Origin of the sequence: Streptomyces sp. NPDC050625 (genome assembly GCF_040654755.1) — a bacterium.
Taxonomy (GTDB): Bacteria; Actinomycetota; Actinomycetes; order Streptomycetales; family Streptomycetaceae; genus Streptomyces.
Map to the genome: position 1 here is coordinate 48,479 of NZ_JBFAIQ010000008.1, position 14,286 is coordinate 62,764.

The 14,286-nt window shown below is 70.8% G+C and carries 6 protein-coding genes; all 6 read right to left on the minus strand.

The window, feature by feature from the left end:
* Nucleotides 1-17 precede the first annotated feature (17 nt).
* The 6 genes from AB0I54_RS20600 to AB0I54_RS20625 all read right to left on the minus strand — a co-directional run bounded on the left by AB0I54_RS20600 (nucleotide 18) and on the right by AB0I54_RS20625 (nucleotide 14,115).
* Nucleotides 18-1,769, minus strand: a complete 1,752-nt coding sequence (locus tag AB0I54_RS20600; RefSeq protein ID WP_363297488.1) for a serine/threonine-protein kinase — start codon at nucleotides 1,767-1,769, stop codon at nucleotides 18-20.
* A gap of 97 nt (nucleotides 1,770-1,866) precedes the next feature.
* A complete protein-coding gene (locus tag AB0I54_RS20605) occupies nucleotides 1,867-4,515 on the minus strand; it encodes a LuxR C-terminal-related transcriptional regulator (RefSeq protein WP_363297490.1) in 2,649 nt (882 codons plus the stop codon).
* A 312-nt stretch (nucleotides 4,516-4,827) separates the two neighbouring features.
* Nucleotides 4,828-6,402 carry a right-handed parallel beta-helix repeat-containing protein gene (locus tag AB0I54_RS20610; RefSeq protein WP_363297492.1) on the minus strand — a complete coding sequence of 525 codons (1,575 nt, stop codon included), beginning with the start codon at nucleotides 6,400-6,402 and terminating at the stop codon, nucleotides 4,828-4,830.
* The gene (gene tatA, locus AB0I54_RS20615) at nucleotides 6,389-6,664 is read right to left on the minus strand and encodes a twin-arginine translocase TatA/TatE family subunit (RefSeq protein WP_363297493.1); all 276 of its coding nucleotides are present in this window, start codon (nucleotides 6,662-6,664) and stop codon (nucleotides 6,389-6,391) included. The genes AB0I54_RS20610 and tatA overlap by 14 nt, the downstream gene beginning before the upstream one ends.
* Nucleotides 6,665-6,770: 106 nt before the next feature.
* The gene (locus AB0I54_RS20620) at nucleotides 6,771-10,754 is read right to left on the minus strand and encodes a hypothetical protein (RefSeq protein WP_363297494.1); all 3,984 of its coding nucleotides are present in this window, start codon (nucleotides 10,752-10,754) and stop codon (nucleotides 6,771-6,773) included.
* Nucleotide 10,755: 1 nt separating this feature from the next.
* Nucleotides 10,756-14,115 carry a hypothetical protein gene (locus AB0I54_RS20625; RefSeq protein ID WP_363297495.1) on the minus strand — a complete coding sequence of 1,120 codons (3,360 nt, stop codon included), beginning with the start codon at nucleotides 14,113-14,115 and terminating at the stop codon, nucleotides 10,756-10,758.
* Nucleotides 14,116-14,286 lie beyond the last annotated feature (171 nt).

The window sequence follows — 14,286 nt, forward strand, 5'->3', positions numbered from 1 at the left end:
TGCCTTCCAGGCCCCGCTCAACCCCTCGGCTGGAGGATGCAGGCCAGCGCGTCCATGTCCCGGTAGGCCGTCCCGGACTCGGCGTCGGGCGCGGTGCTGACCTGAAGTCCCCAGTAACGGGGGCAGGTGGTGAAGTCGTGGTGGTAGGAGAGCTGGTAGCTCGTGCGCCCGCTGAGCTGGTAGGTCTCGCTGCTTCCGTCCCGCTGCCCGGGAGTGTCGGCCTGGTCGCTGTCGTACCAGGTCAGTGTGAGGCTTACGGGGTCGGTGCCGGTCGTGGTGACGGTGACCGTCGCGTCGGCGCCGCGGCTTTGCGTCGACTCCTGGAGGGAGGTGATGCCCAGCGACCGGACCGCCGTCGCCGTACGGGATGCCGTGGGCGACGCGACCGGCCCCTGCGATGCGGCGGATGGCGAGGGCACTGACACCGGTTCGGAGCCGTCGGAGCTGGTGCCGGTGCTTCCGGTGCCGGTGCCCTGTCCCGCTGTGCCGGCCGAGGCACCGCTGGGGTCCGGGGTGCCGGCCACCGTGGAATCGTGCGCCGGTGACGAGGACGCTGCCGGATCGTCCTCGACGGAATCGCCGGTGGGGGGCCGAGTCGAGCCCGGCATTGCGTCGCCGGTCCCGGGGTCCGCCGCGGGGTCGGTTTGGGCGCTGTTCTTGCCCGGTGCGTTGCTCGTGATGCCCCCTGCAACAGCGGCGGCGCCGAGCAACACCGCGGCAGCCATGATTGCCGGGACTTTCAGGGGCCGTCGCCGAGCGGTGCCGACGACGTTCCGGATCCGGCTGCGAGCGCCGCCGGACCGCTGCCTGTGCGGACGCGGAAGCGAGTGATCGGCGGCCGACTCCTCGTCCATGTCGGTGATGGCCAGTTCGGTCGTGGCGTCGGCGCCGCCGGCCGGGGGCTGGGGCAGTTCCAGCAGCAGGGCGGCGATGAGTGCCGCAAGGGCGCGTCTGCCCCGCTTTTCCCAGTCGGGGCCGAACCCGGCGGCTGCGGCGGTCTCCAACTCGGCAAGGAACTGGTCCGCCGAACCGAACCTGTCGTACGGGCTCTTGGCCATCCCGCGCAGGACGAGCGCGCGGACGGGCTCGGGCGCGGCTTCCGCGGGCACCGGCGTGGACATGTGCCGTACGGCGATCTCGGCGAGGTGTTCGCCGGTGAACGGTCGGGACCCGGTCACGCACTCGAAGAAGGTGACGGTCGCCGCGTACACGTCGGTCGCGGGCGAAGCCGGGTGCCCCTCCCACTGTTCCGGGGCCATGTACATCGGGGTGCCCGCCGCACCGACGGGTGACGACCCGTCACGCAGGGCGATGCCGAAGTCGACGAGCTTGGAGGTGGCGTCGGTGGTGACGAGGACGTTTTCGGGTTTGTAGTCCCGGTGGACGATGCCCAGGTGGTGTGCCGCGCTCAGGCCGAGAAGCGAGCCCTTGAGGACGGTCAGCGCCGCTTCGGGCGTGGTCGCGCCTTCCTGTCGCAGCAGGGCCCGCAGGGAGAGCCCGTCCACCAGGTCCAGCACCATGGCGGCGCCGTCCCGGGTCTCCACGTACCGGTGCAAGCGCGCCACGTGCGGAGAGTCGACTTCCCTGAGCAGTTGAGCCTCGGCTCGGAAGTCCTGGAGGAAGCGAGTGTCCCCCGTCAGCCGCTCGTCGAGGTACTTGATCGCCACAGGCGTGCCAGAAGCCGTCTCGACGGCCATCACCACACGTCCACTGCCCCCGGTCCCCAGCTCGCGAATCTCGGTGAAACCGGGAACGGACCAGGTCTTCACGGTCCAGTTCTGCCTTTCCTCGACACCGACCCCGGGAATTCACGGGGCCACGCCCAGCCTGGCAGTGGGCGGCAGCACTCTCATGAGTAGTCACTGCTCAAAGTGGACGGTCCGGTGAAGTGGGCCCGTACGTCCCGTCGGGGCCCGGTGACCCACCTCGTCTCAGTGCGCCGGGCAGCTCGCGGCGGGTGGTGATGCCCAGTTTGGTGAAGACCTGGCGCAAATGGTTGTCCACCGTGCGCACGGAGAGCGTCAGCCGACCGGCTATCTCCTTGCTCGACAGCCCGGACGCGGCGAGAAGCGCGATCTCCGATTCCCGCTGTGTCAGCGGTGTGGGGGCGGAGGTGAGCGCGAGGAGAGGGGTGACGGCGCCCTGGCAGTTCTGGGTGAGCCGGTTCGCCCGCGCCGCCGCCGCCGTGGCCGCCCGCGCCGCGCCACTGCCGCGAAGGATGCCGGCCGCATCCGCCGCCGCCTCGGCCGCCAGCAGGTGAGCCCCGATGGACTCCAGTCGCTCGCCTGCTGCCAGCAGCGCCTCGGCGTCTCGGTCGGCCATGGCGGCAACCAGGTCAGCCCGCGCGCCCGCAAAGGCCCCGTCGCAGCAGGCAGCCAGCTCGGCCAGGCGTTCGCGGACCTGCCGGGCGCCGCCGAGCCGCGCCACCTCGGTCAGCAGGATCATCTCCGAGCTGCTGTATTCGGCGGCGCGGGCCCGGGCGGCAGCCCGGAGCACGACCTCACGGCCGGCCACCAAGTCGCCCCTGGCTGCCAGCAGCCAGGCGCGCCCCAGGGCGTCCTCTCCGGCCAGGAACGGAAACTCCGGATAGCTTGCGAAATCCTCATGGACGGACTCCGCGGTCTCCGTGTCACCGGTGAGAGCGGCCGCGGCCGCCAGCCCGGACGCGGCGAGCCGCAGCAGGATCAGGACGTTCTGCTGACGAGCGACGGTGAACGCCTCGCCGTACCAACGCCGGGAGTCCGCCGCCCGGCCGGCCAGCCAGTGGATACGTCCAAGACCCCACGCGAGCCAGGCGGCCGGCTGGGTCGCGCCCGCCTCGACCGCGCTCGCGTGGCCGCGCTCCGCGGTGCGCCGGGCGTTCTCGAGATCACCGGCCGCGGCATACGCCAGCGACAGGGCGGACAGCGCGGCCGAAGGATGCTGGATCACGACGTGTGTGCTGGCGCGCACATGTACCTCGTAGGCGGCCCGCCCCAGGTCAATGGCCTCGGCCGTGCGTCCCGTGGACCCGAGCCCGAGCACTCTCATCCCGAGCCCGTAGGTGCGCACCCGGTCGTCCGGTACCTCCTCCACTCCCTCCAGGAGCCTCAGTCCGGCCTGCGGCTGTCCGCCGATGACGTGAATCGCTCCCTGGTCGATGTCAAGGGCGGCGAGCAGGCGGGGATCGCTGATCACGGCGCGCCCTTCGGTGTGGGCCTTGAGCGCCTCCGCGGCCTTCCCCGCGCCCCACAGCAGATTCTGTGTGCGCTCCACCGTGATGATCAGCCGCTCCTCGTCGGTGCGGGCCAGGGCGTAGGCGTTCGAGAGCATCTGCTCTGCCTCGCCCAGGCGGCCCAACTGGTAGTGGGCCTCTCCTTCGAGGATGCGGGTGCTGAGCGACCGGTGTGTGTCGGGCAGCGCCTGCAGCAGCGTCAGTACTTGCTCGTAGTCGTGTCCGTGCCGGGCGAGCCCGGCCGCCAGGATGATCAGCTCCGGGTCCGCGGAGCCGGTCGCCGCGAGTTGCCAGGACGCCATGCGCAGGGCGTCCTCCCGTCGACGTGTCCCCCGGGACTCCATCTTCTCCAGCAGGCCGCGCAGCAGACCGCGCCGTTCGACGACGGGAAGCCGTGCGCTGATGACCTCGCCGTAGAGGGGGTGCGCGAGCGTCACGCTGGTGCGCCTGCCGTCCAGCTGGACGTGGATCAGGTCGGCCGCCTCAAGCCCGGCCACCGTGGCAGGGGGCACCTGGGCGGTGAGGTCGTTCACGCTGAGCGGCTCGGCGAGCGCAAGCAGTTGGAGAGCGTGGCGGCCGAGCGCGTCGACGGTCGCGAGCCTGTCCTCGATGCGCTCCGTGAGCCATCGAGTGCCGGCCGGCGGACCCGACAGCCGCCACACCTCACCGTGGCGGACCAGGTCGCCTCGCTCCAGCGCGCCGAGCACCAGTTCCCTGAGGAAGAGCAGATTGCCGTTGCTGGCCCGGTGCAGCTCAAGGCTCGACCGGCGCTCGACACTGCCGCCGAGGACGGCGAAGAGTACCTCCTCGCTCTCCAGGGGCTGAAGCACCGTCAGGTCTATTCTTCGCATCCGGTCGCACTGGTCCAGGGCCAGCACGGCGTCGACGGCCGCGTGGCCCGAGCGGACAGTGGCCACGAGGAACATCACCCCCGCCGTCAGCAGCTGCGTCACCAACGTTGCCGAGGCCGCGTCCAGGTGGTGGAGGTCGTCGACGAGCATGACGAAGCGGCCGCGCCCGCCTGTTGCGAAGGCCTGAACCGCCGCGCGGAAGGCGGCGGGAGGATCCGACAGATCGAGACCGGGCGGCAGCAGGTGCGCGACCGCGCCCAGGGGAATCGTGGCCGCCGCCGCGGTGGCCACCGTCCTGCCGCCCCGGACGCCGCCTGCCACCAGTTCCCCCCAGAACCGCTCGGCCAGGCGGCTCTTCCCCACGCCCGCGTCCCCGTAGACGATCGCTCCCTGGCAGCCGGGATCGTGCCACGCGGCGCGGAGCATGGCCGTCTGGGCCTCGCGCCCCACAAAGGGCCACCGCCCCTGGGGCACGTCAGGGCAAGGGGTGGGAACCGACATGGGACTCTCCGGGATGTGGGCGCTGACGGCCGACACTGGACCATCGGGTCGCCGGGGGTCCGCTCCCGCGATGGGCAGCACTTGGCTGTCACGTGGGCCGGGGGAGGCCTTCGCCCGGGGTCCGACTGTGAAGGCAGGCCGTTGGGCAGACCCTACAGACCAGGACCTGTCCGCCGAAACCGCGTTTCGCTCCGCGTCTCGGACCGCTCCGGTGCGCAACCGCTTTCCGGGGCCCCTGCCCCTGTGACGGGCTGACCCTCGTCAGCTCCACCCGGTGGCCGTCAGGGATCCGGTGGTCTTCAGATACCGGCGTCCGCCGGCAGTGTCCGTGTAGTGGGAACCCAGGGGCGCTGCAAGGCCGATGCCTCGATAGGCGTTCGGTGAGCCGGAGCCCGCGATGTCGTACGCGCCGGACTCCGATTCCCCGCCGACCCATGTGGTCAGCGTGTTCCGTACGTCGATCCCGGACAGGCGGACGCCGGAGGAACGCACGTCGGGCCCCGGCGCCCCGGCCAGAGCGGACATGAGGACCAGTGTGTTCCCCGCCTGCCCGGCACCCCAGAGCACACTGTCGCGCACCTCGACGTCTTTCACCGCTCTCAGAGCGACCGACCCGGAATGGACCCCAAGGACCGTGCCGTTGCGGTACACGTACGACCCTTGGATCGAGACGTCGGCGGTGAGGTCGGCGATCCGCCCTTCGCCGTGGGTGGCGTTGGCGACGAGAATCCCGTGGTCGGTGTTGTCCCTGACGGTGCTTGCGCGGATCGCGACGTGCCTGCCGGAGCTGACGTAGATCCCGTGGCCGTTGTTCGCGTAGGACCGCAGGTCGTCCACCTGGACTCCCTCGGGGAGCACATCCACATGGTCGGTGGCGAATGCCTCGGAGTTGACGATCAGACCGGCGCTCTCCTGCGACCGCGTGCCGTTGCCGCTGACCGTGCAGTCGGTTATGACGCTGTCGCGCGCCGGATGCCAGCCGAGAACTCCGCCGCCGACTGCTCCGACCAGAATGCCGGCGATGCGATTGCCCGAGGAGACCGCGCTGCGCACGGTGATACGGCTCGATCCGCCGAGCGCGATGCCGGCCCCCCAGTACCCACCCGCGCCGTTGCGCGCTCCGCTGTTGACGGTCTCCACTTCGTCGATGAGCACGTCGTGCGCCCCCATGGTCATGAGGATGCCGACCTTGGGCATGCCGTCGACGCGGACCTCGGAGATCCAGCCGCTGGATCCCTGGGAGAAGGCGATGCCGTCCGTGCTCCGCCCTTTCAGGTCGATGTCGGCTGCGCCCGTCCACACCACCTGGGAGCGCTCGACACCGCAGTCGCGGCAGTTGTTGTACTGGACGACGCCCTGGCTGATCGGGCCGTCGACACCCTTCCTCACCTCGATCCTCAGGTCCTGGACCCAGACGTTGCGCACGGCGTCCAGCCCGGTGCCGGAGGCCGCGGGCTTGTTCGCGATGAACGCCGCGTAGTGGTTGATGTCGAGATCTCCCTCGACGGGGTCGACGACGACCCGTGCGCCGGGGTCACCCTTGATGCAGATGCCGTCGGTGTTCACCATCACGTGGCGTCGCAGGAGGTGGGAACCGGCGGGCACCGTGAGGACTCCCCCGCCGGGCAGGGCGGAGACCGCCCGGGCGAAGGCCGTGGAGTAGTCTCCGGACCCGTCGTAGAAGTCCCTCACGTTGACGTGTCCGGGACCACAGGATGGTTCGATGGGGACCTCCACTGCGGCGTGTGCGGACGTCCGCACGCCCAGCAGCAGGGCGAACGTCAGCAGTGCGGTGCCGGCTCGCTTCCGCCACGCCAGAGGATCAGCCGGCGTCATGACCGTCACCTCCGGGGCCCGTCTTCATCGGCTCACTGGGGAACTCGGTGCGGCCCGGTGGCAGGGCTTCCTGCCGTAGGGGCTGCGGGGGATCGTCGGTTGGGTCCTGGTCGTCGGATCTCATGGCCCTGGCTTCGCTCTTGAGGATGCGGGCCGACCTGCCGACAGAGCGCGCGACCTCGGGGAGCCTGCTCGCGCCGAACAGCAGGAAGATCACGAGAGCGACGAGGAGCAGCTCGGTGGGGCCGATACGGGACAGCATGGTGTTTGAACCTCCTTGCCGGTGACATGGCCTTGCCGGTGACATGGCCGGGCGGCCCCCGAGTCGCCTGGCCGGCGAGCGACTCGGGGGCTTTCGGAGCCTGCGGTCAGACCGGCAGCGTGGCCAGGTAGACCGTGCGCCTGCGGCCGGTCGGGGCGGGCAGGCCGGTCGGATGGGCCTCCAGCTCACGCAGCGTCAGACGCAGCGAGCCGGCGGGTGCGTCGGTGGGCAGAGTGACCGTGCCGGTCCACGTCACGAGGTTTCCTTGGGTGACCGAGGACGTCAGCGTCCGCGGGGGGTCTGAGACGGGCTGCCACTTCAGGTCGGGATCGGTCACCCCGGGTGTCGCCCGTTCCACCTGGACTTGGAGGACGGACGGACCGGAGCTCGCGGCCGTGGCGGTGTACGACCGTCCTGTCACCGTCACCGTCCGGGAGGAGCCGGTGCCGGTGACGGTGGCGGTGCGGTCCGGGGCGATCTGCACGAAGCCCGCCGTCACCACCGGGGACAGATGGCATCCGCTGATCGAGGCGGACTGGAACCTCGCGAAGGCCAGCCGGACGAAGGGGAAGTAGGAGGTGTGCCGCTCGCCTCGCGGAAGGGTCACCTCGATGTCGGCGTACCACAGGCCGCGGTCGGAGTCGTAGGCGACGTTGTATCCGACGGCGTTCACCTGCGCGCCTCCCGCCTCCGCCAGCGACAGGTCGAAGCCCGTGCAGGCCGTGCCGCGGAACGAGGTGGTGGCGGGGGTCGCGGGCAGGTCCGCGGTGGCGAACGCCGGGTCACGGCCCCACATGGTCACGTAGGGTTCCAGCTGGGGCGACGGGTCGGTTGTGTCGCCCTTCCAGAGCACGATCCCCAGCCGCTCGTCGGGGCCGGAGGACCACCACGGCCGCTCGAGGTAGACCCGCAGGCCTCCCTTGCGGACGCTCTGCTCCGCGGTCTCGGTCCACGAGAAGGTCGGCACGATCGAGTGGATCCGGGGTGCGGCCGGCCGGGCGGTGCTGTGCACGATCCGGGCGCTGAGGGCGGCCGAGGTCCTGGTGGTCGAGGGCGGCACGTAGCTCATGACCAGCGTGCCGTTCTCCGGCGTATGGCCGCTTGTGGTGCGACGGACGGTCCTGCTGCCCGGGTCCAGGAGGTAGTCGCCGTCCGCGGTCTGCGGGTCGGTGGCGCTCACCGGAGCGGGTTCGAGGAGATTCCCTGTCGCCTTGTCGCGGATCTTGATGCCGGCGGGTTCGGCGTCGACGGTGTAGGACGCCCGGCCGTCCGTCAGGGTGAGCTCGGTTTCGGCCCGGAAGTACTCGGTGAAGGGACTGGTGGCGACGGCACGGTAGACGACGCGCCGGTGGCGTGTGTCACCGAACTCGTGGCGGACGTCGAGGGGCAGGTCGTCCGGGCCCGGCGAGGCGCCGGGCGCCCGCTCCACCCGGAGCGTGGCCACCGGAGCACGGAAGGTCCGGGCGGACTCCGGCTCGGGGCCTCCCGGTCCCGTGTCGACGGGCATGGTCCACTCCCCCACCAGGTCGACCGTGCCGGTGCTCTTGCGACTGATGTCCACGGTCCCCTGCACGCGTGCCCACGTCGACGACGCGCCGCCGGCCCGGTCGACGCTCAGGGCGGTGAGGGAGGGTGCCTTGAGCGGGGTGCGCACGGCGTGAACGAGAGTGATCTCCCGGTAGGGCGTGAACATCGTGTGACGTCCCCCGGCGATCAGGTTCCGCAGCGAGGTGAGATCCGTTCCGGACCCGGACTGCGCCACCCACTCCTGGATCCACTTCCACACGCCCATGAGGTCGACGTCGCCGTCCTTGAAGCGGCTGCTCAGACGCAGCGTGTAGAGGTCGCCCGGCGCGAGGCGGATCTCGAGGAGACGGTTGGTGTCGTCCCGCGTCCAGCCGGCGGTGCTGCCGCGGGTGAGCCTGATCCGCCAGGCCCGATGGGTGGGCCACTCACCGGTGGGCGCCTCGACCTGCAGGGTGCTGGTGGTGCCCGTGGTGTCGGGCAGGCCGCGCACCAGGATCTGGCGGGCGAGAGGGTCGGGCAGGTACGGCACGGGCAGCGAGTCGGTGTCGTAGTAGAACGACTCCTCATACGGGGCGGGTTCCGGATGCGCCTCCTTGAGTGCCTCCAGGGCCGCCGCGTCCCGTGTCTTGATCATGTCGTACACGTCGCGCATCGGGTGGCCCGCGCCGTCGGCGTCGAAGCAGCCGTGCTGCTCCGCCATCAGCTGGGAGGTACGCGGGGGCACCAGGTGGCGGACGGACTCCTGTGCCGTGGTGTCCGAGCCGGTGGTGCTGCGGATGACGACCCGTTCGGAGCCCTCGGCCTGGGTGCGGGGCTTGCGCAGCAGTACCTCGGGGGGATTGACGGGTTCGAAGCGCTGGTGCACCACGGCTGCGGAGCGCAGTTCGTCGGTGTCCTCCAGCTCACCGGCCGCTGCGGGACGACTGTTTCCCGCCAGGTCCACCACGCGGGCGCGCAGCCGGTAGGAGTGGCCGAACCTGAGCCGGGGCAGGCTGCCGGGCGGTACGCCGAAGTCCCCGGCGAAGGGGAAGTCCTCGCGGAGCACCAGCTGCTGGCGGTGGGGGCTGCCGTCGGGACCGACCGCCGCTCCCGGACGCAGAACGCCCAGGCTCCATCCGGTCCACTGGACCAGTTGCTCCTGAAGGTACAGATCGGTGTCCCCCGCGACTCCCGAACTGGTGGGCGCGGTCGTGACCACACCCTCCTCGCTGACCGCGACGGCGACATCCGGGTCGTCGGCGAGGAAGCGGTAGTGGCCGGAGCGCGCCATCAGTGTGCGCCAGGCGGTGTCGGCGGCGTCCCGTACGTCCCATCGGTATCCCTGGACAAGGTCGTCCAGGTAGAGCTGGAGGGTCCCGCCCTTCTTCTCGCCGGTCTTGGTGAAGGCGGTGCCGTTCAGCTCCTCGCCCCGGGCGAGTCCGCGGGCCAGGCCGGACGCCCGGCCCGTGCGGGCGACCGCGAATCCGGCGGTACGCAACGCCGGCAGCGGATGCCCGTCGGCGACGTTGCGGGCCCGCGCGACATTGCCGGCGAACTGCCCGGCCAGGAGCGCGGCTCCGTCGATGTCGACCGGGATGGTGAGGAAGGAGCTCGAGTGGCCGAGGCGGAGCAGACCGTGGTCCCAGTCCGCGGTGTTGGGGTCGCGCGGTCGGGCCTCGAAGCGGTTGGCGCCGATCAGGCACGCCGTGTGGGGGCTGACGTCGACATCGGCGGGCGTGCCCAGGGACGGGGTCCATTTCGGGGTCACGGTGACCCAGCCGTTCCTGACCGGTCCCTGCAACAGGGCCAGGACCCTGGAGTCGGTGACGCGCAGTTCCACCACCAGGCCCAGCATGCGTTGCAGCGCCGGGTACTGCCGTGTGGCGGCGACCGTCTGATGGAAGTCGAACTCGGGTTCCGGCAGCGGCGGCAGGGCACCGCTGCCCTTCGGCCGGCGCCGGTGGAACCGTGTCAGCTGGAGGAAGCTGCGGGCGACGCCGTCCGCGCCGGTGTCGCCTGCGTCGTAGGGGATGGCCCAGGTGGCGGGGGTGGAGTTCGCGCTGGTGTCGAAGCGGTCCTCCAGCTGCCCGGCGAGGAGCGCGCGGCGTTTGATGCCGCTGTCGTTCTCCTCGAAGCCGATGGGGCCGAAGGCACCGCTGTCGATGAGGGCGGCACGGCGGGGGTGTTCATCGGGTGAGACGGCGCCGAACCTCCCCCAGCGGCCGGCGACGAAGCCGAGCAGGTGCGCAGCGGGGTACGAGCGGATTCGCCTGCGGCCTGCTCCTGCGGAGGTGTGCCCGCGCACGGTGGTCTTGGGGTTGAACAGGGAGCGCCATCTCGCCGACTCGGGGCTGGAGACCCGCACCGCTTCGACGGGCGCCCCGGTGATGCCGAGATCGGGGAATCCGACGGTGAAGGACATGCCGGAGACGACCTTCGGCCAGTCGGACCAATCCGGGAACGCCGACAGCGCCTGGGTGGCCCCGTCCGTCCGGAGCCGGGGCGCGATCAGCACCGAGAGACGGACCGCCCCCGCGGAGGCGCCCGCCGGGAGTGCGGTCCAGGTGATGGTCTGGAAAGGCATGTCAGGCTCCCACAGGGGCGAAGGCGGCGCAGTACTGGTCGAGCCATTCCTGCTGGGTGAGGGTGTCACCGAAGGACACCCGGGCGACCTGGGCACTGGCGGGCAGTTCGGCGAGTGCCCTGCGGGCAACGGAACTCCGGCCGGCACGAGCCGAGGCGCCCTCACTGCCCCCCGATCCCTTGATCAGTTCGCGCCGCACGGTGTAGCTGTTGGAGAAGCTGAAGAAGAACAGGTCGACCGAGACGGACACGGTCGCCTCGCCGACCAGCCGCTCGGGGGTGTCGTAGTAACTCAGGGCGAGGTAGGCGACGAGCGAGAGCGTGACCAGCCCGAGGACGCTGACCGCGCCGGAGAACTGCAGATAGGCGGTGAGTTCGCAGGCCTGGTCGCCGTTCTCGGCGGTCTCGATGGCGAAGTAGATGCCGGCCTTGGCCTCGACGGCACCGCTGACGACGCTGCCGATGGCGAAGGCGTAGGAGGCCTTCACCTCGAAGGAGAACTCCAGCATCTCCACCCCGCCGAGCCCGAGCTCCACGGCGGCGAATCCACCGCCTCCGAGGAAGGAGAGGACGACGGAGAACGGCTTCTCGCGGGAGCTGAAGGCGAAGCGCACCCGGATCGGCTTGCCGTCGAAGGGGATCACGATGCCCGCGTAGACCGCCAGCCCGGTCAGCGCGAAGGCCCCCAGCTGGATCTCCGGCACGGCGAAGCTCCTGTTGAGAGCAACGCCCTGGGGGGACACATCGACATATCGGTCGCCCTGGCCCGCGGTCGGGTGGTCGTCCGCGGCCGCGAGGGCGTTGGCGGGCGCCGAGGCGGCCCGCCGGAAGGACGCGGTCCGGGCCGAGCTGCTGCCGGTGGTGGCAGGTCCGGTCGGGGGCTCCCAGCCTAGGAAGGTGCAGTACCGGGAAAGCGCCTCGACGAACTTCAGGGCCCCGTGGAAGGAGACGGTACGGACGTCGCAGTCGACCTCCGTCTTGGCGTCCTTGCGCTCCACGAACCGGAAGCGGGCGACGTCGAGACTGACGAAGCGGGTGGCGTCCGCGGTGCCCCACAGGTTGATGGTGAAGTTCTTCAGCTCCCCCTTGACCACCCGGTCGACCACCTCGGTCGGCGCGTCCACCCGCGACGTCACCCGGGTGTCGACGGTCAGGCACTTCTTCGGGTCCGCGGGAACGAAGAGGTTCACGCCGGACGGCCAGGCGCGCAGTTCGGGGTTCGTCTTCGACCGCAGCTCGGTCATGACCGGCCGCCCGTCGGCGTCCGTCTCCTGCCGTGCGGTCAGCTCGACGGCCTGCTCCGGGTTGGGCGTGTCACTCTGAGGCTTCAGCAGGTCCTTCAGTTCCAGGCCGCCGGCCAGCTTGGCCTCGGAGCGCGGATACATCTTCTGGGGGTCGAAGAGGTTACGGGCGGCGTCATGGGCGTCCCCCGCCACCGGGCCGCGCAACCGGGAGATGCCGGCGATCCCGAACACCGGGGTGACCACACCGCCCGACCGGTCGGCGGGGAAGCGGACCTGCACCTGGTCGGACCCCGTGGCGGCCAGGAACACCTCTCCGGGGTTCTGGGAGCCGAACCCACCCACCACATAGCTGCTGCCCGCGGCGTCGTGGTACGAGAAGGTGCCGGTGCCCAGCTCGTCTCCGACCAGCTCCTGCACCACCGGCAGGTCGGCCGTCAGTCGGTCCAGCGCCGGGTAGAAGGGTGCCCGTCCAGCGTTGACCATGGCCACCGGGTCCGCACCGGACCGCGGTGCCTCCCCCATGAACACCATCGACTCGACCGGCAGTTCGGTGTCACCGGGGTGTGCGCCGGGCTGTGCGAGTACGACGGGGCGCCCGCCGAACCCGGCCGTTCGCAGCTGGCCCTCGGCGTTGTACGTCTCGTGCACGCGCTGGAGATGTTCGGCGTTGCGGGCACCGGCGTCCGACACGAAGACCAGCGGTGACGTGAAGTCGACCTCCTTGTCGGCCCAGTCGGTACCACGCAGGTGGAAGCGGTACGCACTGTCGCCGACCCGCGGCACATAGGAGTTGGCGGCCGACCCACCGCTCACGTACTCGGTCTCCGGTTCCAGGGGCGGGGTCTGCGCGGTCAGCAACCGCACCCGCCGGAACGGGAATCTGCGGCCGGCGTTGCGCAGATCGGAGTCGCCCCGGTAGGACTTCACCGGCTGACGGACGACGAGGATCAGACGCTTGCGCAGAAAGGCTGCACGAGCCTCACTCGAAGGGCTCGGGCGTTGTGCCTTGCGCTGCGTCAGACTCAGTACGGCGGCCCGGTGCCCGAACGGATACAGGAAACCGGTGCTCACCACACGCACATGGTGGTCCCGCCCGAGGACACCGCGCTGCGTCCACTCCCGCACCGTGCTCGCGTAGTTCGCGGTGACGACCGAGTCCCATTCGGCGTGCAGGTCGTATCCGGCCCCCAGCGTGCTCAGGGAGAGTCGCTCCAGCTCGATGGGCGCGGGCTGGCGGCCGCTCACCGTGCGGAGGGTGTAGTCACCGGAGAGCCGCACGAGGTCGTAACGTTCGCGGGGTGTGAGAGCGGTACGCAGTCCGTTGGTCGTGTCGCCGGAGGGTACGGAGGCCGGCGTGGTGAGCCAGTTCTCGAAGCCGGGGTCGCTGGCCCAGACCGCCCGGACGAACGGCTCGGCCTCCGGTGCCTCGGTCACCCGCCAACTGTCGTCCTTCTGCTGCTCCCTGACCCCGAGCCGGGTCTCCCAGACCTCGGTCCACGAGCCATGGGTGACCGGCTGCGCGCTGTGCACCCAGCCGCCGCCTTCGGCCGGCGACAGCTGAAGCCGCCAAGGCAGCTCCAAGGAGGTCTCGGTGGCATCGGGGCGGCGTGGCAGGCTCCGGAACGTGTCGGGCGCCGTCCGCGGCAGGGCGTTGGGCACAAGTCGCGGAGTGAAGCGGGCCCAGTCCAGCACTTCGTCGACCGTGAAATCGAGCGGGAGGTGACCGGTGACGTCGAACGCCAGCCGACTGGTCCCGGAGATCCGCGTGGGTACGGGATCCACGGTGGGCGGCTCGTTGCCGCCGCCGGACGCCTCCAGGAAGGCCCTCTCGGTGACGGCCTGGGGCCCGAAGTGGACGACGACGTAGGCGGAGAGGGTTTGGTCGACCCGGACCAGACGGGCGCGGCCTTCACCTGTATCGACCGAGCAGTTCCACAGTGCGAGCGACAGGTCGACCATGTCGGCCTGACGCACCAGCGAGACCACGCGCAGGGGCCCGTCGGCGGCAGTGGGTTCGCCGAGGGCGTTCTCCGGTGAGCGCCCACCCGGAACTGCTTGGGAGACCGCCAGAAGAAGGCCGGTCGCCCCGGCGGCGGACAGCACGCCCCGCCGGGTCACTCCCCTCCCCCGGCCTGCCGGCCCTGCCTCGGTCGGAGCAGGCTCCGCCGGAGCGGCCTCCGGTGGCTGTTGCGGGTCTTCCGCGAGTTCCCCCTGCAACACGAATTTCTCCCCTCATTCTTACAACAAAGGGCACTTCCCGCGGTTCCACGGGAGGGCCCTTGTGAAAAG

Excerpts from the sequence above, each read along its gene's own strand:
- AB0I54_RS20610 (WP_363297492.1), bottom strand. The coding sequence starts at position 6,402 with ATGACGCCGGCTGATCCTCTGGCGTGGCGGAAGCGAGCCGGCACCGCA.
- tatA (WP_363297493.1), bottom strand. The coding sequence starts at position 6,664 with ATGCTGTCCCGTATCGGCCCCACCGAGCTGCTCCTCGTCGCTCTCGTG.
- AB0I54_RS20620 (WP_363297494.1), bottom strand. The coding sequence starts at position 10,754 with ATGCCTTTCCAGACCATCACCTGGACCGCACTCCCGGCGGGCGCCTCC.